The organism is Comamonas sp. SCN 65-56 (genome assembly GCF_001724135.1).
Lineage (GTDB): Bacteria > Pseudomonadota > Gammaproteobacteria > Burkholderiales > Burkholderiaceae_C > Comamonas_C.
Genome location: NZ_MEDS01000032.1, coordinates 1 through 16,491, shown reverse-complemented (window position 1 = coordinate 16,491; position 16,491 = coordinate 1). Strand labels below are relative to the sequence as shown.

The 16,491-nt window shown below is 65.3% G+C and carries 19 protein-coding genes and 1 pseudogene; 11 read left to right on the top strand and 9 right to left on the bottom strand.

The features are described from left to right. Nucleotides 1–95: 95 nt before the first annotated feature. The 3 genes and pseudogenes from ABS45_RS16675 to ssb form a co-directional block, all read left to right on the top strand. Nucleotides 96–522, top strand: a pseudogene (locus ABS45_RS16675) (MT-A70 family methyltransferase); the annotation flags it as partial. A gap of 160 nt (nucleotides 523–682) precedes the next feature. Continuing rightward, on the top strand, nucleotides 683–1,864 hold the full coding sequence (locus ABS45_RS16670; RefSeq protein ID WP_291557752.1) for an MFS transporter: 1,182 nt from the start codon (nucleotides 683–685) through the stop codon (nucleotides 1,862–1,864). A 136-nt stretch (nucleotides 1,865–2,000) separates the two neighbouring features. Beyond that, nucleotides 2,001–2,540, top strand: coding sequence for a single-stranded DNA-binding protein (ssb, locus tag ABS45_RS16665; RefSeq protein ID WP_291557749.1), 540 nt, complete (start codon nucleotides 2,001–2,003; stop codon nucleotides 2,538–2,540). Between the two features lie 89 nt (nucleotides 2,541–2,629). Here ssb and ABS45_RS16660 read toward each other — a convergent pair whose 3' ends face one another. Next, nucleotides 2,630–2,974: an HPF/RaiA family ribosome-associated protein gene (locus tag ABS45_RS16660; protein WP_291557746.1), complete on the bottom strand. Its 345-nt coding sequence runs from the start codon at nucleotides 2,972–2,974 to the stop codon at nucleotides 2,630–2,632. A 139-nt stretch (nucleotides 2,975–3,113) separates the two neighbouring features. Between ABS45_RS16660 and ABS45_RS16655 the strand changes: the two genes are divergently transcribed. Beyond that, nucleotides 3,114–3,983, top strand: a complete 870-nt coding sequence (locus ABS45_RS16655) for a type 1 glutamine amidotransferase (RefSeq protein ID WP_291557743.1) — start codon at nucleotides 3,114–3,116, stop codon at nucleotides 3,981–3,983. A gap of 69 nt (nucleotides 3,984–4,052) precedes the next feature. Here ABS45_RS16655 and ABS45_RS16650 read toward each other — a convergent pair whose 3' ends face one another. The 8 genes from ABS45_RS16650 to def form a co-directional block, all read right to left on the bottom strand. Continuing rightward, nucleotides 4,053–4,607, bottom strand: coding sequence for a FlgO family outer membrane protein (locus ABS45_RS16650; RefSeq protein WP_291557739.1), 555 nt, complete (start codon nucleotides 4,605–4,607; stop codon nucleotides 4,053–4,055). Beyond that, nucleotides 4,604–5,290, bottom strand: a complete 687-nt coding sequence (locus ABS45_RS16645) for a hypothetical protein (RefSeq protein WP_291557736.1) — start codon at nucleotides 5,288–5,290, stop codon at nucleotides 4,604–4,606. The genes ABS45_RS16650 and ABS45_RS16645 overlap by 4 nt, the downstream gene beginning before the upstream one ends. Nucleotides 5,291–5,449: 159 nt before the next feature. Next, complete coding sequence (locus tag ABS45_RS16640) at nucleotides 5,450–6,649, bottom strand: phosphoglycerate kinase (protein WP_291557732.1); 1,200 nt, start codon at nucleotides 6,647–6,649, stop codon at nucleotides 5,450–5,452. Between the two features lie 53 nt (nucleotides 6,650–6,702). Next, a complete protein-coding gene (locus ABS45_RS16635) occupies nucleotides 6,703–7,038 on the bottom strand; it encodes an AzlD domain-containing protein (RefSeq protein WP_291557729.1) in 336 nt (111 codons plus the stop codon). Continuing rightward, complete coding sequence (locus ABS45_RS16630) at nucleotides 7,035–7,781, bottom strand: AzlC family ABC transporter permease (RefSeq protein ID WP_291557726.1); 747 nt, start codon at nucleotides 7,779–7,781, stop codon at nucleotides 7,035–7,037. The genes ABS45_RS16635 and ABS45_RS16630 overlap by 4 nt, the downstream gene beginning before the upstream one ends. After that, nucleotides 7,778–8,764, bottom strand: coding sequence for a methionyl-tRNA formyltransferase (fmt, locus tag ABS45_RS16625; RefSeq protein ID WP_291557723.1), 987 nt, complete (start codon nucleotides 8,762–8,764; stop codon nucleotides 7,778–7,780). The genes ABS45_RS16630 and fmt overlap by 4 nt, the downstream gene beginning before the upstream one ends. Nucleotides 8,765–8,782: 18 nt before the next feature. After that, the gene (locus ABS45_RS16620; RefSeq protein WP_291557720.1) at nucleotides 8,783–9,274 is read right to left on the bottom strand and encodes a hypothetical protein; all 492 of its coding nucleotides are present in this window, start codon (nucleotides 9,272–9,274) and stop codon (nucleotides 8,783–8,785) included. Next, nucleotides 9,271–9,795, bottom strand: a complete 525-nt coding sequence (gene def / locus ABS45_RS16615; protein ID WP_291557717.1) for a peptide deformylase — start codon at nucleotides 9,793–9,795, stop codon at nucleotides 9,271–9,273. The genes ABS45_RS16620 and def overlap by 4 nt, the downstream gene beginning before the upstream one ends. A gap of 166 nt (nucleotides 9,796–9,961) precedes the next feature. Between def and ABS45_RS16610 the strand changes: the two genes are divergently transcribed. The 7 genes from ABS45_RS16610 to greB all read left to right on the top strand — a co-directional run bounded on the left by ABS45_RS16610 (nucleotide 9,962) and on the right by greB (nucleotide 16,352). Next, nucleotides 9,962–11,185, top strand: coding sequence for a LysM peptidoglycan-binding domain-containing protein (locus ABS45_RS16610; RefSeq protein WP_291557714.1), 1,224 nt, complete (start codon nucleotides 9,962–9,964; stop codon nucleotides 11,183–11,185). Nucleotides 11,186–11,205: 20 nt separating this feature from the next. Then, nucleotides 11,206–12,348 carry a DNA-processing protein DprA gene (gene dprA / locus ABS45_RS16605; protein ID WP_291557712.1) on the top strand — a complete coding sequence of 381 codons (1,143 nt, stop codon included), beginning with the start codon at nucleotides 11,206–11,208 and terminating at the stop codon, nucleotides 12,346–12,348. A gap of 103 nt (nucleotides 12,349–12,451) precedes the next feature. Then, nucleotides 12,452–12,598, top strand: coding sequence for a hypothetical protein (locus ABS45_RS16600; protein ID WP_291557708.1), 147 nt, complete (start codon nucleotides 12,452–12,454; stop codon nucleotides 12,596–12,598). A 286-nt stretch (nucleotides 12,599–12,884) separates the two neighbouring features. Continuing rightward, nucleotides 12,885–14,750, top strand: a complete 1,866-nt coding sequence (locus ABS45_RS16595) for a phosphoenolpyruvate carboxykinase (GTP) (RefSeq protein ID WP_291557705.1) — start codon at nucleotides 12,885–12,887, stop codon at nucleotides 14,748–14,750. 20 nt (nucleotides 14,751–14,770) lie between these two features. After that, a complete protein-coding gene (locus ABS45_RS16590) occupies nucleotides 14,771–15,193 on the top strand; it encodes a universal stress protein (protein ID WP_291557702.1) in 423 nt (140 codons plus the stop codon). 25 nt (nucleotides 15,194–15,218) lie between these two features. Further along, nucleotides 15,219–15,776 carry a DUF2799 domain-containing protein gene (locus tag ABS45_RS16585; RefSeq protein WP_291557701.1) on the top strand — a complete coding sequence of 186 codons (558 nt, stop codon included), beginning with the start codon at nucleotides 15,219–15,221 and terminating at the stop codon, nucleotides 15,774–15,776. 9 nt (nucleotides 15,777–15,785) lie between these two features. Then, a complete protein-coding gene (gene greB / locus ABS45_RS16580) occupies nucleotides 15,786–16,352 on the top strand; it encodes a transcription elongation factor GreB (protein ID WP_291557698.1) in 567 nt (188 codons plus the stop codon). The last annotated feature ends 139 nt before the right edge of the window (nucleotides 16,353–16,491 follow it).

The window sequence follows — 16,491 nt, the reverse complement described above, 5'->3', positions numbered from 1 at the left end:
TACTGCACCGACTCGGCTGCCCGCTGTGGCACGCTGAGTAGCGTGTATCTCAGCCGGTCCGGGCTGGGGTCTTACACCACGGGATGGGACACGACCTGATGCAGGCTTGGGGGTTTCAGTACAAATCCAACCTCGTCTGGCACAAAATCCGCAAGGATGGAGGCCGCCGACGGGCGGGGCGTGGGCTTTTAATTTCGCAACACCACGGAACTGGTCCTGTTCGGCACGCGTGGCAAGAACGCCCCAACCCTGGCGCCAGGCCGCAGGCAGGTGAATATCCTCAAGACGCAAAAGCGTGAACATTCGCGCAAGCCCGATGAGTTCTACGACATCGTGGAGGCGTGCAGCCCAGGCCCCTTTCTGGAAATGTTCGCGCGCGGCTCGCGCCCGCGATGGGTCACGTGGGGGGACCAGGCCGACGCGTATGTACCTGACTGGGCCACCTATAAGAACCATTCTGCTGCGCACCGCAGCCAGGCTATTCACCCGGATCAGTCTCCTCTGGAATTTGCCCACGCCTGAGTCTGAGCTGGTGAGGCGCGCCAGCGGGGCGCTGAGGTGGATGCACCGAATCGGTTGGCGTTTTCCAGCTTTTCTGCGGACTGCATTGGTGATGACCGACAATACGCGGCCTCGGCCGACGTCTGGCGGTGCGGGTGTTTGAGCCGATGTCTACTTCCGCATGACCGCCACCGAGCGGCGCTCCAGCATCAGCCTGGCGCTGATCTTTGCGCTGCGCATGCTGGGGCTGTTTCTGGTGCTGCCCGTCTTCATGCTGGAGGCGCGCAAGTACCCGGGTGGCGAAGATGTGGCGATGGTCGGCCTGGCCATGGGTGCCTATGGCATGACGCAGGCCTTTCTGCAATTGCCGCTGGGCATGGCGTCGGATCGCTGGGGACGCAAACGCATCATCGTCGCCGGGCTGGTGGTGTTCGCCATCGGCAGCTTGGTGGCGGCATTGGCCGATACGCTGATGGGGCTGTTGCTGGGGCGGGCGATTCAGGGTGCGGGAGCGGTGTCGGCGGCCGTTACGGCGCTGCTGGCAGACCAGACGCGCGAGGTGGTGCGCACCAAGGCCATGGCGCTCGTGGGCATCAGCATCGGCATGATGTTTGCCATCGCGCTGGTGCTGGCGCCGCTGCTCACGGCCTGGATCGGGCTCTCGGGGCTGTTCGGGCTGACGTTTGCGCTGACGCTTGCGGGCATCGCCATGGTGCTGTGGGTGGTGCCGCCCGAGCCGCGCCAGCATGCGGATGCGCCGCGTGGCAAATATTCCGAGGTGTTGCGCCACGGCGATCTGATGCGGGTGAATTTCGGCGTCTGCGCGCTGCACACGGTGCAGATGGCCATGTGGGTTTCCGTGCCGGCGATGCTGGTGCAGGCGGGCTTGCCGAAGGCGCAGCACTGGCAGATCTACCTCTCGGCCATCGTCCTGTCGCTGATTGCGATGGGTGGACTTTTCTCCATGGAGCGCCGCGGCAAGCTGCGCGGTGCATTGCTGCTCTCCATCGCGCTCGTCGTCGTCGCGCAGATCGGATTCGGCTTGCTGGCCGCAGGAGGCGGCAAGCCATCCCTGTGGGTGCTGGGCGGGATGCTGTTCGTGTTCTTCTGCGGCTTCAACGTGCTGGAGGCAACCCAGCCCAGCCTGGTTTCGCGCATGGCGCCCGACAACCTGCGTGGCGCGGCGCTGGGCACCTACAACACCCTGCAGTCGATCGGGCTGTTTCTGGGCGGTGCGGTCGGCGGGGCGCTGGTGAAATGGGGCGGTGACAAGGGCCTGTTCATTGCGACCGCACTGGTCAGCCTGGCCTGGCTGGCGTGGACCCGGTCACTCAAGCCCGTCGCGCGCGCCGGCGGGCGTTGAAATTCTCCGGGGGGGCGGTTCCCGCCACTCGCCAATACGGCTATGCTGCGCACCTGCGGTCTGGCAGGGGCCGCACAACGCAATCTGGCCCGGGCTTCTCTGCGCCATTGCCCGGGCTACTTTCAAGGAAATTCCCATGGCTTCAGTCAACAAGGTGATTCTCGTCGGCAATCTGGGGCGCGACCCCGAGATGCGCTCCTTCCCCAGCGGTGACCAGGTTGCCAACGTCACGCTGGCGACGACCAACAAGTGGCGTGACAAGCAGACCGGCGAGCAGCGCGATCACACCGAATGGCACCGTCTGGTGTTCAACGGCAAGCTCGCCGAGATCGCGGGCCAGTATCTGCGCAAGGGCAGCCAGATCTACGTGGAAGGCAGCATCCGTACGCGCAAGTGGCAGACGCCGGATGGACAGGAGCGCTACAGCACCGAAATTCGTGTGGACGTGATGCAGATGCTGGGCAGCCGCCAGGGCCAAGGCGGCGGCGCAGGCGGCTATGCCGACGATGACGGCTTTGGCGAAGGCAGCAGCTTTGAGGCGCCCCGACGCGCGCCTGCAGCGCCGGCACGCCCGGCCACGCCGATGCAGTCCGTGGCGCGGGCGCCTGTTCCCGCACCGCAGCCGCCCGGTGCGGCGGCCGGTTTCGGCGACATGGAAGACGATATTCCGTTTTGAGAGAGGTTCGGCGTTGAGTGTCAGGCGTTTAGCGTGGGCGGTCGCTGGCGCACCGCCGCTTTCCACGCTCAACGCACAACTCTGAACGCTCAACCCCCGTCAGCGGTGCGTATCGTGTCGCTGCCCTTGTGGTTCTTGCCGCGCCCGATGTCGGCTTCCAGCGCCCGCTGCAGCTTTTCCGTGGCGCTGGTGAAGGCATCGGCCACCTTGTCGGCCGTGGCCGTGACGGTGACGGGCGGCAGCCCCGCGGGCCGCGCTTCCATGCGGCAGCGCTTGTCGCCCGGCTTGCTTGCGTTTTCGTCGCTCAGAAACACCTCGATGCGCGTGACTTGCTCGCGAAAACGGGCGAGGCGCTGCAGCGTTTCCTGTTCGACCCAGTGGGCGAGCGATTCTCCGCCCTGGATTTGCCGATCGGCGTGGACATGCACTTGCATCTTGGACTCCTTTCATATGGCCCCCTGCGGGGCGTTCAGGCGCTAGCTTACCCCGGCGGCATGGCTGTAAAAGCAACAGTGCGTGCAGAAAGTGCAATGCCCTGAGCGGCCGGACGCTGACAGTGCTACAACCCTGACCATGACCGAGCCGCTGCGCCTCAAGATTGGGCTATCCGCCTGTTTTTCCCATGCCGATCCCCAGCGCCACTTGTTCACCGGCAAGACGCTGCAGTACATCGAGCAATCGATTGCGCACTGGATCATGTCGGCCGGCGCGCTGGTGGTTGTCGTCCCGTGCCCGACAGGCGAGACGGCGCGCGGCGACGTGACGCTCAAGCACTACGCTCAGTGGCTCGATGGCGTGGTGTTGCACGGCGGGGCCGATGTCTGGCCGGGACATTACGGCGAGATTGCGCTCAGGCCCGAATGGGAAGGCGACCGCGTGCGCGATCTCTACGATCTGGCGGTCATCGAGGCCTTCGAGCAGGCGGGCAAGCCGATTTTCGGCGTCTGCCGTGGTCTGCAGATCATCAATGTGGCGTTCGGTGGCTCGCTCTACCAGGACATAGAGACGCAGGTGCCCGGCGCCCAGCACCATCGCGATGCCGAGAGCTACGACCGCAACGTGCATAGCATCGAGATCGTGCCGCGCACGCGCCTCGCGCGCCTGTACCCCGGACGCACGCTGGCGACGGTGAACAGCATCCACCATCAGGGCATCAAGGAGCTGGCGCCGGGTTTCACGATCGAGGCCTGGAGCACGCCCGACCATGTGCCCGAGGCGATCCGGCGCACCGCGCGCCATGGCAAAGGCTATATCGCGGCTACCCAGTGGCATCCGGAATTTCGCGCCCGTGCGGATGTGACGCTGGACGACACGCCCATCCTGAACGACTTTCTGGATGCCTGCAGGCGTGCGCGCCAGCGCTCCCTGCCAGGGTTCAGTCCGCTGCACATCCGTGACCGCGCTTCGCGGCTGCTGCGCCAGGCGTTGCTCACCCGGTTCTGACGCGCATGCCGCCGCCAAGCATCAAAAAAGCCGCCAACGGCGGCTTTTGCGACGGTGGGCGGCAGTGCTTCAGCGCGCCTGCACCAGCAGCTGCTTGACGTCGCGGTCCACCGGCAGCGCGTAGTCGTAGCCGCGGATGATGCGGCTGTCTTCCATGCGCACGAGCTTGAGGCTCACGTAGGTGAAATTGGCGGCAGCAGAATAGGTGCCAACCACGACCATGGACGCATTGTGCTGGCGTGCGATGTCCTTGATTTCGCGCGACAGCAGCAACTCGCCCGCATCCTGCTTCACGAACACCGCGCCGCGCAGTTTGATTTCCTTGACGTCAAAGCCGCTCATGGCCATGGCGTTGGCATATTGCTCGGACAGCGTGCGCCCCAGCGGGGCGGCACGGTTCAGGTCGTTGACGTTGACCACGGTGGCCACCAGCACGGGCCCGGGACCGGTGGCGGCGATGTCCAAGCCGGCCAAGAGGCGCTGCACCGCATCGCGGCTGCTTTGCAGCATTGGCGCTTCGGCGGCTTGCTTGTAGGTGGGTTCAGGGCGAATCTGCGCGGACTGCTGGGCGCAACCTGCGGCGAAGACGGAGGCAACCAGACCCAGTGCGAGTGCATGTTTCATTGCGATACCACCTTCATGTTGACGGTACGGTAATAGGAGGGGCGCATGAACAGTGGCGTATCGACGTTTTCAAGGTAATACACGTCGGTCTTGCGTGCCACGTACTGCCCATCGCGCGTGACGGTGGTGGTGAGAATCAGCTCGGTGTTCGTCGGGCCGCCGGAATTGATGCTGTTCGCAAAATCCAGGCCCACGGCAAGGCCCAAGCCTGCGGCAATCTTGGCATCGACATGTTCCAGTCGCAGACCATAGGCCGCGGCAAGACCGCCCGCGAGCATGGTGAACATGCCGGGAATGAAATGCGGCCGGTCGCTGTTGTGGCGCACCACCTGGGTGCTGTAGGTCACGGCGAGTGCGGAGCCTGGGTCGGTGCGCACGTTGGCACCGTCGTGCACCAGCTGGGTGATGAGGAAATCGCGGAATCCCAAGTCGAAGGAGCTGGGATTGACCGGTGCGACAACGTGCAGCGGGACATTGCCGGCCACGCCTGCCGAACCGAGCATGGTGCGCGTCTGGGCGGCGACGTCGCGCGCAACCAGATCCCAATGCCCGGCCGAGCGCACCTTGTACTGGCTGGTGTATTCGAAATTCTGGGCGACTGGAATGGGCGCTTGGGCGCAGCCGATCAGCGCGAGGACGGCGCTGGCGGCGGCGGTCCACGTGAGAGCCTTGGTCAAGGACATGATCCCTCCTCAATTGATGACGCCACGGAGCGCATGCATGCGCATCCCATTGGCCCGAACGTGATTTTTAGCACTGAACGCGCGAAAGGCAAACACTACCTGCGCATTTGGCGAGAGCAAACCCTCAATTGTGTTGTTTTGTTCGCACGTGCCAAGAAGTTACGGCTGTATCTTGGCGCGCTGCTGCAGGATCTCGAAGGCCGGCAGCTGCTTGCCCTCCAGCACCTCCAGGAAGGCGCCGCCACCGGTGGAGATATAGCCCACTTGCTGGGTGATGCCGTATTTGGCGATGGCCGCCAGGGTGTCGCCGCCGCCGGCGATGCTGAAGGCGCTCGATTGCGCGATGGCCTCGGCGATGGCTTTGGTGCCGCCGGCGAACTGGTCGAACTCAAACACCCCTACCGGGCCGTTCCAGACGATGGTGCCGGCCGCTTTGAGTTGGGTTGCCAACTTGGCGGCGGTCTCGGGGCCGATGTCCAGGATCATGTCGTCGTCGGCGACTTCCGTGGCTTTTTTCACCGTGGCCGGGGCGTCAAAGGCAAAGGTCTTGGCCACCACCACGTCGGTAGGGATGGGCACCTCCGCGCCGCGCGCGGCCATGGCGGCGATCACCGCCTTGGCCTCATTCAGCAAATCCACCTCGGCCAGGCTTTTACCAATCGACAAGCCAGCAGCCAGCATGAAGGTGTTGGCAATGCCGCCGCCGACGATCAGGCCGTCCACGTTCTTCGCCAGGCTTTGCAGAATGGTCAGCTTGGTCGATACCTTGGAGCCGGCGACGATGGCCAGCAGCGGGCGTTTCGGATTCGCCAGCGCCTTGGTAATGGCATCGATCTCGGCCGCCAGCAGCGGGCCGGCGCAGGCCGTCCTGGCGTATTCGGCGATGCCGTAGGTCGTGCCCTCGGCGCGGTGGGCGGTGCCGAAGGCGTCGTTCACATAGATGTCGCACAGCGCGGCCATTTTCTGCGCCAGCTCGGGCTTGTTCTTCTTCTCGCCGGGGTTGACGCGGCAGTTTTCCAGCAGTACCACATGGCCGGGCTGCACGCTCACGCCGTCCACCCAGTCGGCGACCAGCGGTACATCGCGGCCCAGCAGCTCGGACAGGCGCTGGGCCACCGGCGCCAGCGAGTCCTCGGGCTTGAACGCGCCTTCGGTCGGGCGGCCCAGGTGGCTGGTGACCATGACGGCGGCGCCGGCATCGAGCGCCATCTGTATGCAGGGCACGGATGCGCGGATGCGCGTGTCCTCGGTGATGCGGCCGGCGTCGTCCTGTGGCACGTTCAGGTCGGCACGGATGAACACGCGCTGGCCGCGGGCCTGGCCGTTGGCGCAAAGGTCGGAGAAGCGAAGAATGTGCATGGCGCAATACAGGAGTGAGGATAAAGCGGGGCGGGCGCAAAAGGGATTGCGCCTTACCACCCAAAATATAAGTGCAATGGCATGTAGACCACCATGCCCACGACGATGGTGCCCAGGATGCCGCGACGCCAGAAGTACCACAAACCCCCAGCCAGCACCGCGGGCAGACGGGCGTCGGCCAGAGTCGCAATCAGCTGCCCCTGCTGGATGAGTACTTCGGGTGCGACGACGGCAGCGATGGCCGCCAAGGGTGCGTATTTGAGCCCGCGGCGCAGCCATTGCGGCAGTGGCAGTTCGCGCTGTGGAATCAGGAAAAACGCGCGTGTGACCACGGTCACCAGGGCCAGCCCGGCAATGGTGATCAGCATCAGCCACCACGGTTGGCTCATGGTGTGCCTCCCGGGCTGCTATGGGCGTGCGCCTGCTTGCGCGCCTGCTCCAGCGATTCCGCCGCCAGGCCCACGGCGACCGCGACGACGACAGCCAGCAGGATGTTGAGCTTGAGCGGCAGCGCGTACGCGGCAATCGCGGCGGTGCCGGCGGTGACGGTGGCCAGCCAGCTGGGCCTATCCGTCAGCATGGCCATGAGAATCCCCAGCAGCGCCAGCACGCCGGCGAAGCCCAGGCCCCACTCCAAAGGAATTTCGTTGGCCGCCACGATGCCGACGATCGATGCCACCTGCCATGCAAGCCACAGCACCGTTGCCGCACCCCAGAAATACGGTACCTGCTCCGCCTGCGGCTCGGGCTTGGGGAAACGCTGCAGAAAACCGACGAAGATCACGTCGCCGCTGAGATAGCCGATGGTGACGCGGTGCCAGCGCGGCAGGTGCGCGAAATAGGTGCGCCAGAGGTCGCTGAAGATCACGAAGCGCAGGTTCACGCAGGTGGCGGTGAGCCAGATGACCCACAGCGGCGCATTCGCTGCCATCAGCGGCAGCACCGCCAGCTGCGCGCTGCCGGCAAACACCGTGAGGCTGAGCACGATGGCCATGCCCACGCCCATTCCCGCCTTGACCATGGCGACGCCGGTTACCAGCCCCCAGGCGCCTATGCCCAGCGCCAGCCCGGTCATGTCGGTCATGCCGAGCCGGAAATGCGGGCTGCGCACCACCTGTCTAAAGGCGTTCATGGCGCTCGGGATTCGGGTGCAGCGCCGAGCCGGTCGCCGACGGCCATCGGGTGTCCGCGCAAAAATTCGCCCGCCGCCAGTCGCTTGCCGCCGGCGCGCTGCAGGGCGGTCAGGCGCAGCACCGAAGCGTCGCCGCAAGCAACACCTATCCCATTTGAATTTATATACAAAACATGGCCGCAGCGCTGGTCTGCATTGCGACAATTACTATCAATTTCGCATTCCCAGAGCTTGACGGTGACGTCGCCATGCGCGGTATGCGTTCCGGGAAATGGGTTGAACGCCCGTACGCGCCGCTCCAGCACTTCAGCAGGCAGCGACCAATCCAGCGCGCTCTCGGCCTTGCTGATCTTGTGGGCGTAGCTGATGCCCTCGGACGGCTGCGGGGTGGCTTGCAGTTCACCTTGCTGCAGCTCCTTGAGTGCACGCACGATCAGCACGCCGCCCAGGGTCGCAAGCCGGTCGTGTAGCGTGCCGGTGGTCTCGCGCGGCGCGATCGCCAGTGCCTCGCGCAGCAGCATTGCACCGGTGTCCAGTCCTTCATCCATCTGCATGATGGTCACGCCGGTCTGGGCATCGCCGGCCTCGATGGCCCGGTGGATGGGCGCCGCACCGCGCCAGCGCGGCAGCAGGCTGGCGTGGATATTGAAGCAGCCATGGCGTGGCATCTGCAGTACCCAGGCCGGCAGGATCAAGCCGTAGGCGGCGGCCACCAGCACGTCTGCCCGTGCAGCAGCCAAGGCAGCGTGCGCTGCCCGGGCATCATCGGGAAACTTGCCGTCCAGCCGCAGGCTGCGCGGCTGTGCGACCGCAATGCCACGACTGGTGGCGCATTGCTTGACGGGTGAGGCCTGCAACTGCATGCCGCGCCCCGCGGGGCGATCGGGCTGGGTGAGCACCAAGACCAGCTCCAACCCGGCATCCAGCAGCGCCTGCAGCGCCACGCGAGCGAAATCCGGCGTTCCGGCAAAGGCGATGCGCATCGTCACTCCCGTGGCAGATCAGCGCCCCGGATCCGGTTCGCCGAGGATTTCGTCGGTGAACATCACGCGCCGCACCACGCCGGACGGATCGATGTGCACATGGGCAAGGCGTGGCGTGAGGTTTTCCATCAAGCGATAGGTCCAGATGTCGCCGTCAAAGCGTGCAACGCGCTCCACCAGCGCCGGCGGGCCGAAAAATGCTTGCACCGATGCGCGCGTGTCCACGCCCGGCCGCAGCCGCTGAAAGCTCGTCTCGCTCAGCACCTGCGCGACGGAAACGAGCGTGTGGCGACCATCAAAATCGATGTGGTAAACCTGCTGCCCGGCCGGCTGGCGGCTGTACAGCAGCCGAATGCCGCCGTCGGCAAGGGCCTCGGTCTGCGTAGGCCGCCCCATCGATTGCTCGACCGCCTGCAGCGGCGTACCCGGCTCAAGCCATTGGGGGACGGCACAGCCGGCGAGCAGCACCGTGGCAAGGCATGCCATGGTGAAGCGCCGGATTGCGCTCATGCATTCACCGCCTGCTGCCGGTGTTCTTTTTGCTGCTTGATGAGCTTGGTTTTGATGCGTCCGCGCTTGAGTGCCGAGAGGTATTCGACGAAGACCTTGCCCATCAGGTGGTCCATCTCGTGCTGAATGCAGACGGCCAGCAGCCCGTCGGCCTCGATCTCGCGCAGGTTGTCGTTCTGGTCCAGCGCCCGTACCCGCACGGCAGCGGCGCGTTCCACCTGATCGTAGATGCCGGGCACGGAGAGGCAGCCTTCGTCGCCCACGTGCTTCTCGTCGCTGAGCCAGAGCGTCTCGGGGTTGATGAGCACCAGCGGCTGGTCGCGGGTTTCGGAAACGTCGATCACGATGACGCGCTCGTGCACATCCACCTGCGTCGCGGCCAGGCCGATGCCGTCGGCGTCGTACATGGTGGCGATCATGTCAGCCACCAGCGTCTGGATGCGCGCATCGACCGTCTGCACCGGGCGTGCGACCTTGTGCAGGCGTGGATCGGGATAGCGGAGGATGGGAAGAATGGCCATGGTGCAGCGTCAATATGTCGTTATTCTCGCAACTTTCAGGCGCGAGAGTGTCTGGCAGGGGCAATAATCGTTGCCGAATCAAGAGCTTGGGTCGAGAATCTCTCTTGATTTGTGCTCAGGGCGGGCGCTCGCACACGCGGCGCGGCAGGCAAGAGGGAATTCTGACATGCAAGAAAACGGCAACCGGACAGAGGCAGGCACACAGGGCCGCGCGGCAGCGCTGGCTTGCACCATGGCGCTCTCCTTGGCCTGCGTGCTGCCTTCGGGGGCTGCGTGGGCGCAAAAGTTTCCGATCACCGCGCAGCAGCGCGCCACGGCGCAGCAGACCGCGGCGCGCGGCGTGCCAGTGTCCGAGCTGTCGGCCAATGCACCCGATACCTACGTGGTGAAGTCCGGCGATACGCTCTGGGCGATTGCCGGGGTCTATCTCAAGCGCCCCTGGCGCTGGCCCGAGCTGTGGGGCATGAACCTGCAGGCGATTGCCAACCCGCACCTGATTTACCCGGGCCAGACGCTGCACCTGGACAAGTCGGGCGGCTACGCACGGCTGCGCACTGGCGGTGCCGACGAGACCATTCGCGTCTCGCCGCGCACCCGCTACGAGAGCCTTGCCGACAGCGCCTTGCCGACGCTCAAGCCCGGGCTGATCGAGCCCTTCCTGGTGGAGCCGGAGGTGGTGGAAGAACTGACCTTCGAGCAGGCACCGCGCATCGTTGCCACGCGAGGCGAGCATTCCATCATCGCGAGTGGTGACCGCGCGTATGCGCGCGGGCCGGACGGCAGCCCGCTGACGCTGACCACTGACACCCCGCGCCAATGGCGCGTGTACCGCAAAGCCGTGCCGATGAAAGACCCCGGCACAGGGGAAATCCTGGGCTACGAGGCCCAGTACGTCGCCCAGGCATCGCTGGTGCGCGGCGAATCCGAACAGGAAACCCCGGTGGCTGACGGCAAGGTGCAGGTGGATATCGTGCCTGCCACCGTCGATCTCTCCCGCGTCAGGGAAGAAGTGCGCCCGGGCGACCGCCTGCTGCCGGCGGCCAAGCGCGGCTTTGTGAACTACGTACCGCATGCCCCCGCCGTTCCTGTCAACGCCCAGGTCGTGTCCCTGTACGGCAGTGCAGCCGTCAGCTATGCCGGGCAGAACCAGGTGGTGTCCATCAATCGCGGCATGCAGGACGGCATCGAGGTCGGGCAGGTGCTCACGGTGCTCAGCGGCGGCGAGCGCGTGAAGGACAAGACCGACGAGCGCAAGACGGTCATCAAGCTGCCCAGTGAAGTCAACGGCAGTGCCATGGTGTTCCGCACCTTTGAGCGCGTTTCCTATGTGCTGCTGCTGCGGGTGACGGATGCGGTGCGGGTGGGAGATCACCTGGTCAATCCGGAATAACCTTGCCGGGCTGCGCCGCAATGCAGCGTGAAGAGCTGGCGGCTTGGTTGCGCCTGACGACGGCCCGCGGGCTGGGCCTGCGGGCGGTGCGCCGCCTGCTGGCTCGCTTTGGTTTGCCGCAGGAGGTGTTGGCCCATGCCATGTACGACTGGGTTGACTGCATCAGCGCCGCCCAGGCGCAGGCCTTGCAGGCGCACAGCGGTGACGCCCTGCAGCCGCTGGTGGAGCGTACCTGGCAATGGCTGCAGACGCAGGCTGCGGCATCGCGCGCCATCCTCACCCTGGCCGATCCGGCCTATCCGCGGCAGTTGCTGGAAACGGAAGATCCGCCCGTGCTGCTGTACCTGGAGGGTGCGGCGCCGCTGTTCGATGCCGGCCATCTGTTTCCCGAGCACAGCATCGCGATCGTTGGCAGCCGCAACCCGAGCGCGCAAGGTGCGCTGAACGCGCGCCAATTTGGCCAGGCGCTGCGTGAAGCCGGCCTGAGCATCGTCTCAGGGTTGGCCCGAGGGGTGGATGCGGCGGCCCATGAAGGGGCGCTCACGGTCCTTGCGGACGGCGCCACGCCAGCGACGCTGGCGGTGGTGGGCACCGGGCTGGATCAGGTTTATCCCCGGGCTCACGAGGCGCTGGCGGCACGCATCCGCGAGCGCGGCCTTCTGGTCAGTGAATACCCGTTGGGCACGCCGCCACTGGCGGGGAATTTCCCGCGTCGCAACCGCATCATCTCCGGGCTGTCGCAGGGGACGCTGGTGGTCGAGGCGGCGCTTGCCTCCGGCTCGCTGATCACCGCCCGCCTGGCGAGCGAACAGGGGCGGGAGGTGTTTGCAATCCCCGGTTCCATCCATGCGCCGCAGTCACGCGGCTGCCATGCGCTGATCCGCCAGGGCGCGAAGCTGGTGGAGACCGCGCAGGACATTCTGGAAGAGCTGCAGCTTGCCGCCGCGCTGACGCGCGCGGCGCCGTCCGCGCCGGCCCTTGCCCGCGGCACGGATGATGCGGTGCTGCAGGCGCTGGGCTTTGACCCGGCGAGCCTGGATACCCTGCTTGCGCGAACCGGTCTGGATACGGCTGCGCTGCAGGTGCGGCTGCTGGAACTGGAGCTGGACGGCAGCGTCGCACGCCTGCCCGGTGGGCTGTTCCAGCGCGTGGCGGGGGCGTGATCCGCTGCCGTGTCGGGACCACAAGATTTGGGCCGATGGCTGCTTCGCGCTACACTCTCAGGTCAATTGCATACCATTTACCGGCTTTAGAGGAGCAGCCACCATGTCCGATCATTCCGTTGCCACTGGCGAGCAGGCGCACGATGTCGATCCGATCGAAGCCGTCACATCGGTGATTCCGCTGGTCATTCCGGCCTTTGGCGCCATGGTGATCTTCATCCTGGCGATGATTGCGGTGAGCGTCGGCTAGGCGTTTGCATCGCCATCCAGAAGCCCCGCCTTGCGGGGCTTTTTTGTGGGCGTCTGCAAAGTTCGACGCATATTGTCATGCATTGATTGCATGGATTTGCCGGTGCAGGTGCGGACAAAGTCCGATCGGCTTCCTAAAATCGATCTCCCGCAACTGGCCGCCGGCAGTCCGACGGCCTGGCGAGAGCCTTTTTCTCAAAGATCGCGCCTTGTCGTCTGACGTTTGCATGCGCACGGCAGGGCGCTGTTTTTGAAAAAACGGTTTTCAAACTCAGGAAGTCCATCCCATGAATGCTCCCACCCTTCAGGGCCTGCCGATCCAGGCACCTGCCTACGTCAAGAATGCCCGGCTGATCGCCTGGGTCGCCGACATGGTCGCGCTGTGCAAGCCGGCACGCATCCACTGGTGCGATGGCAGCCAGCAGGAATACGACACTCTGTGCCAGCAGCTCGTCGACGCCGGTACCTTCAAGCGACTGAACCCGGCCAAGCGCGCTAATTCCTACCTTGCCTGCTCAGACCCGAGCGACGTGGCCCGCGTGGAAGGCCGCACCTACATCTGCTCGGAAAAGCAGGAAGACGCCGGCCCCACCAACAACTGGATGGCGCCCAACGAGATGCGTGCCACGCTGCAGCCGCTGTTCGATGGCTGCATGGCCGGCCGCACGATGTATGTGGTGCCGTTCTCGATGGGGCCGCTGGGCAGCCCGATTGCGCAGATCGGCGTCGAGCTTTCCGACAGCGCCTATGTCGCGGTGAACATGAAGCTGATGACCCGCATGGGCCGTGCCGTCTACGATGTGATCGGCACCGATGGCAGCTTTGTGCCCTGCATGCACACCGTGGGCGTGCCGTTGGCTGTCGGTGAAAAAGACAGGACAAGCTGGCCGTGCAACGAAACCAAGTACATCGTGCATTACCCCGAAACGCGCGAAATCTGGAGCTATGGCTCGGGCTACGGCGGTAACGCGCTGCTGGGCAAGAAATGTTTGGCGCTGCGCATCGCATCGACGATGGGACGCGACGAGGGCTGGCTGGCCGAGCACATGCTGATCTTGGGCGTGGAGAACCCCCAGGGCAAGAAGTATCACGTCGCGGCCGCTTTCCCCAGCGCCTGCGGCAAAACCAATTTTTCCATGCTCGTGCCGCCGGCCGGCTTTGAAGGCTGGAAGGTCACGACGATTGGCGACGATATCGCCTGGATCAAGCCGCAGGCCGATGGCTCCTTGCGCGCGATCAACCCCGAGGCGGGCTACTTCGGCGTCGCGCCCGGCACCAACATGCAGACCAACCCGAACTGCATGCTGAGTCTCAATCGCGATGTGATCTTCACCAACGTCGCGCTGACCGACGATGGCGACGTGTGGTGGGAAGGGCTGGAGAAGGATACCGGCAGCCTGCCCGCGCACCTGATCGACTGGAAAGGCCAGGACTGGACGCCGGCGATCGCCAGGGAAACCGGCGCCAAGGCAGCGCATCCGAACGCACGTTTTACCACTGCGGCCACCAACAACCCGGCGCTGGATGCGGCCTGGGACGATCCGGCCGGCGTGGTGATTGACGCGATGATCTTTGGCGGACGGCGCTCCACCACCGTGCCACTGGTGACCGAGGCGCGCGATTGGCAGGAGGGCGTGTACATGGCGGCGACCATGGGCTCGGAAACCACCGCCGCCGCCGTCGGCCAGCAGGGCGTGGTGCGGCGCGACCCGTTCGCCATGTTGCCGTTTGCCGGCTACAACATGAGCGACTACTTCCAGCACTGGCTCAACATGGGCAAAAAGCTGCAGGCCGCGGGCGCGACCCTGCCGCGCATCTACTGCGTGAACTGGTTCCGCAAGGGAGCGGATGGCAAGTTCGTCTGGCCTGGCTATGGCGAAAACATGCGCGTGCTCAAGTGGATGCTTGATCGCATCGAAGGCAAGGCGCAGGGGCAGCAAACCGCCTTCGGCATTGCGCCGCAGTATGGCGAGATCAATTGGCAGGGTCTGGATTTTTCGCAGGCACAGTTCAACACGGTCACGGACATCGATGACGCGGCGTGGGGCGAAGAGCTCAAGCTGCACGATGCGCACTTCGACAAACTCGCCCACCATCTGCCGCCGCAGCTGCTGGCCACGCGCGCTGCGTTGCAGCAGCGCCTGGGCGTCTGATCCTTCAACGAAAGCACACCATGCGCATTTTGCTGGCTGTCGATGGCAGCGCCTATACGCAAAAAATGCTGGATTACCTGGCAGCCCACGATGAAATGCTGGGGCCGGGGCATCAGTACAGCGCCATCACGGTGCAGCCGCCGCTGCCGCCGCGTGCCCGTGCCGCGCTGAGCAAGGAGGTGGTGGACGAGTACTACGCCGACGAAGCCGAGCGCGTCATGGCACCGGTGCGGGCGTTCCTGCAGCGCAAGGGCGTGCAGGCGCAGCTGCTGTCCAAGGTTGGCCCGATTGGCGACACCATCGCTGCAACGGCCGAGGCGGATGGCTACGACCTGATCGTCATGGGCACGCACGGCCAGGGCGCGCTGGGCAAGCTCCTCCTGGGCTCCGTCAGCACGCAGGTGCTGGCGCGCTGCACGGTGCCGGTGCTGCTGGTGCGCTGAGTCCGCGGAACCGGGGAGGGCGACGATGGCTGCATACGCGGTGACTCGCATGGCGCTGGGTGCGCTGCTGCTGGGCGCTGCCGCCCTGCTGGGCGGATGCGCGGCGATGAGCGAGCAGGAATGCCGCACCGCCAACTGGGGCGAACAGGGCATGCGCGACGCACTCGACGGCTACCCGCGCTCGCGTTTGCAGGACATCCGCGAAGCTTGTGCCGAGGCCGGCGTGCGTCCCAATGAGCCGCTGTACCTGAGTGGCTGGGAGGCCGGCATCGTGCGGTTCTGCACGCCGCAGAACGGTGCCCGCTGGGGTCGTGACGGCAGGTCCTACAGCAATTCCTGCCCGCCACAGATGGAGGCCGGCTTTCTTGATCGCTATCGCGTGGGGCGTCGCGCTTACGACGCCGAGCAGAATCTGCGGCGCCTGCAAAGCGAGCAGACTTCGCGCCAGCGCGATCTGGACCGGGCCAAGGACGATGACCAGCGCCGGCGCATCCGCTCGGATCTGCGCGACCTGGACCGGCGCATCGCCTACGCGCGCGACGATCTGGACCGCGCCGAATGGCAATTGCGCCAGGGACGCTGACACGGGCGCATGAACAAGGCCTTCACCAAGGAAAGCGACGGCGACGAGGAAGACGACGTCCCCGCCACGCAGCCCATCCCGGCGGGCGGCAAGAACTACATCACCACCAGCGGCTATGCCCGGCTGCGTGCCGAGCTGCTGCAGTTGATGGACGAGGAACGCCCCAAGGTGGTGGAAGTGGTGCACTGGGCGGCGCTCAACGGCGACCGCTCGGAGAACGGCGACTATCTCTACGGCAAGAAACGCCTGCGCGAGATCGACCGGCGCATCCGTTTTCTCACCAAGCGTCTGGAGATTGCCCAGGTGGTCGATCCCGGCGTGCACGCGGGCAGCGATCAGGTGTTTTTCGGCGCCACGGTCACCTACGCCGACGATCTGGGCGAGCAGCGCACCGTGACCATTCTGGGTGTTGACGAGGTGGACACCAGCCAGCAGCAGGTGAGCTGGGTTTCGCCGGTCGCGCGTGCCCTGCTCAAGGCGCGCGAGGGTGACGAGGTGGCGCTGCAGACCCCGGCGGGGCAGCGCATGCTGGAAGTGCTCTCGGTCAGTTACCCGACGACAAAATCATCAAAATAAGTAGCTGTCAGCACTTGTCAGACCAGCGCTGCGCACGGATTTAGGACCTGTTAACACAAACTGCGAAGGCCATCAACCACCAGCACGAAGCAGAGAAAGCCGAGGAACATTGCGTCGAGTTTCTCGAATCGAGAGAAGA

Excerpts from the sequence above, each read along its gene's own strand:
- ABS45_RS16595 (WP_291557705.1), top strand. The coding sequence starts at position 12,885 with ATGAATGCTCCCACCCTTCAGGGCCTGCCGATCCAGGCACCTGCCTAC.
- dprA (WP_291557712.1), top strand. The coding sequence starts at position 11,206 with ATGCAGCGTGAAGAGCTGGCGGCTTGGTTGCGCCTGACGACGGCCCGC.
- ABS45_RS16650 (WP_291557739.1), bottom strand. The coding sequence starts at position 4,607 with ATGAAACATGCACTCGCACTGGGTCTGGTTGCCTCCGTCTTCGCCGCA.
- ABS45_RS16630 (WP_291557726.1), bottom strand. The coding sequence starts at position 7,781 with ATGAACGCCTTTAGACAGGTGGTGCGCAGCCCGCATTTCCGGCTCGGC.
- ABS45_RS16670 (WP_291557752.1), top strand. The coding sequence starts at position 683 with ATGACCGCCACCGAGCGGCGCTCCAGCATCAGCCTGGCGCTGATCTTT.
- fmt (WP_291557723.1), bottom strand. The coding sequence starts at position 8,764 with ATGCGCATCGCCTTTGCCGGAACGCCGGATTTCGCTCGCGTGGCGCTG.
- ABS45_RS16645 (WP_291557736.1), bottom strand. The coding sequence starts at position 5,290 with ATGTCCTTGACCAAGGCTCTCACGTGGACCGCCGCCGCCAGCGCCGTC.
- ABS45_RS16620 (WP_291557720.1), bottom strand. The coding sequence starts at position 9,274 with ATGAGCGCAATCCGGCGCTTCACCATGGCATGCCTTGCCACGGTGCTG.
- ABS45_RS16590 (WP_291557702.1), top strand. The coding sequence starts at position 14,771 with ATGCGCATTTTGCTGGCTGTCGATGGCAGCGCCTATACGCAAAAAATG.
- def (WP_291557717.1), bottom strand. The coding sequence starts at position 9,795 with ATGGCCATTCTTCCCATCCTCCGCTATCCCGATCCACGCCTGCACAAG.
- greB (WP_291557698.1), top strand. The coding sequence starts at position 15,786 with ATGAACAAGGCCTTCACCAAGGAAAGCGACGGCGACGAGGAAGACGAC.
- ABS45_RS16655 (WP_291557743.1), top strand. The coding sequence starts at position 3,114 with ATGACCGAGCCGCTGCGCCTCAAGATTGGGCTATCCGCCTGTTTTTCC.
- ABS45_RS16660 (WP_291557746.1), bottom strand. The coding sequence starts at position 2,974 with ATGCAAGTGCATGTCCACGCCGATCGGCAAATCCAGGGCGGAGAATCG.
- ABS45_RS16635 (WP_291557729.1), bottom strand. The coding sequence starts at position 7,038 with ATGAGCCAACCGTGGTGGCTGATGCTGATCACCATTGCCGGGCTGGCC.
- ABS45_RS16640 (WP_291557732.1), bottom strand. The coding sequence starts at position 6,649 with ATGCACATTCTTCGCTTCTCCGACCTTTGCGCCAACGGCCAGGCCCGC.
- ABS45_RS16600 (WP_291557708.1), top strand. The coding sequence starts at position 12,452 with ATGTCCGATCATTCCGTTGCCACTGGCGAGCAGGCGCACGATGTCGAT.
- ABS45_RS16585 (WP_291557701.1), top strand. The coding sequence starts at position 15,219 with ATGGCTGCATACGCGGTGACTCGCATGGCGCTGGGTGCGCTGCTGCTG.
- ssb (WP_291557749.1), top strand. The coding sequence starts at position 2,001 with ATGGCTTCAGTCAACAAGGTGATTCTCGTCGGCAATCTGGGGCGCGAC.
- ABS45_RS16610 (WP_291557714.1), top strand. The coding sequence starts at position 9,962 with ATGCAAGAAAACGGCAACCGGACAGAGGCAGGCACACAGGGCCGCGCG.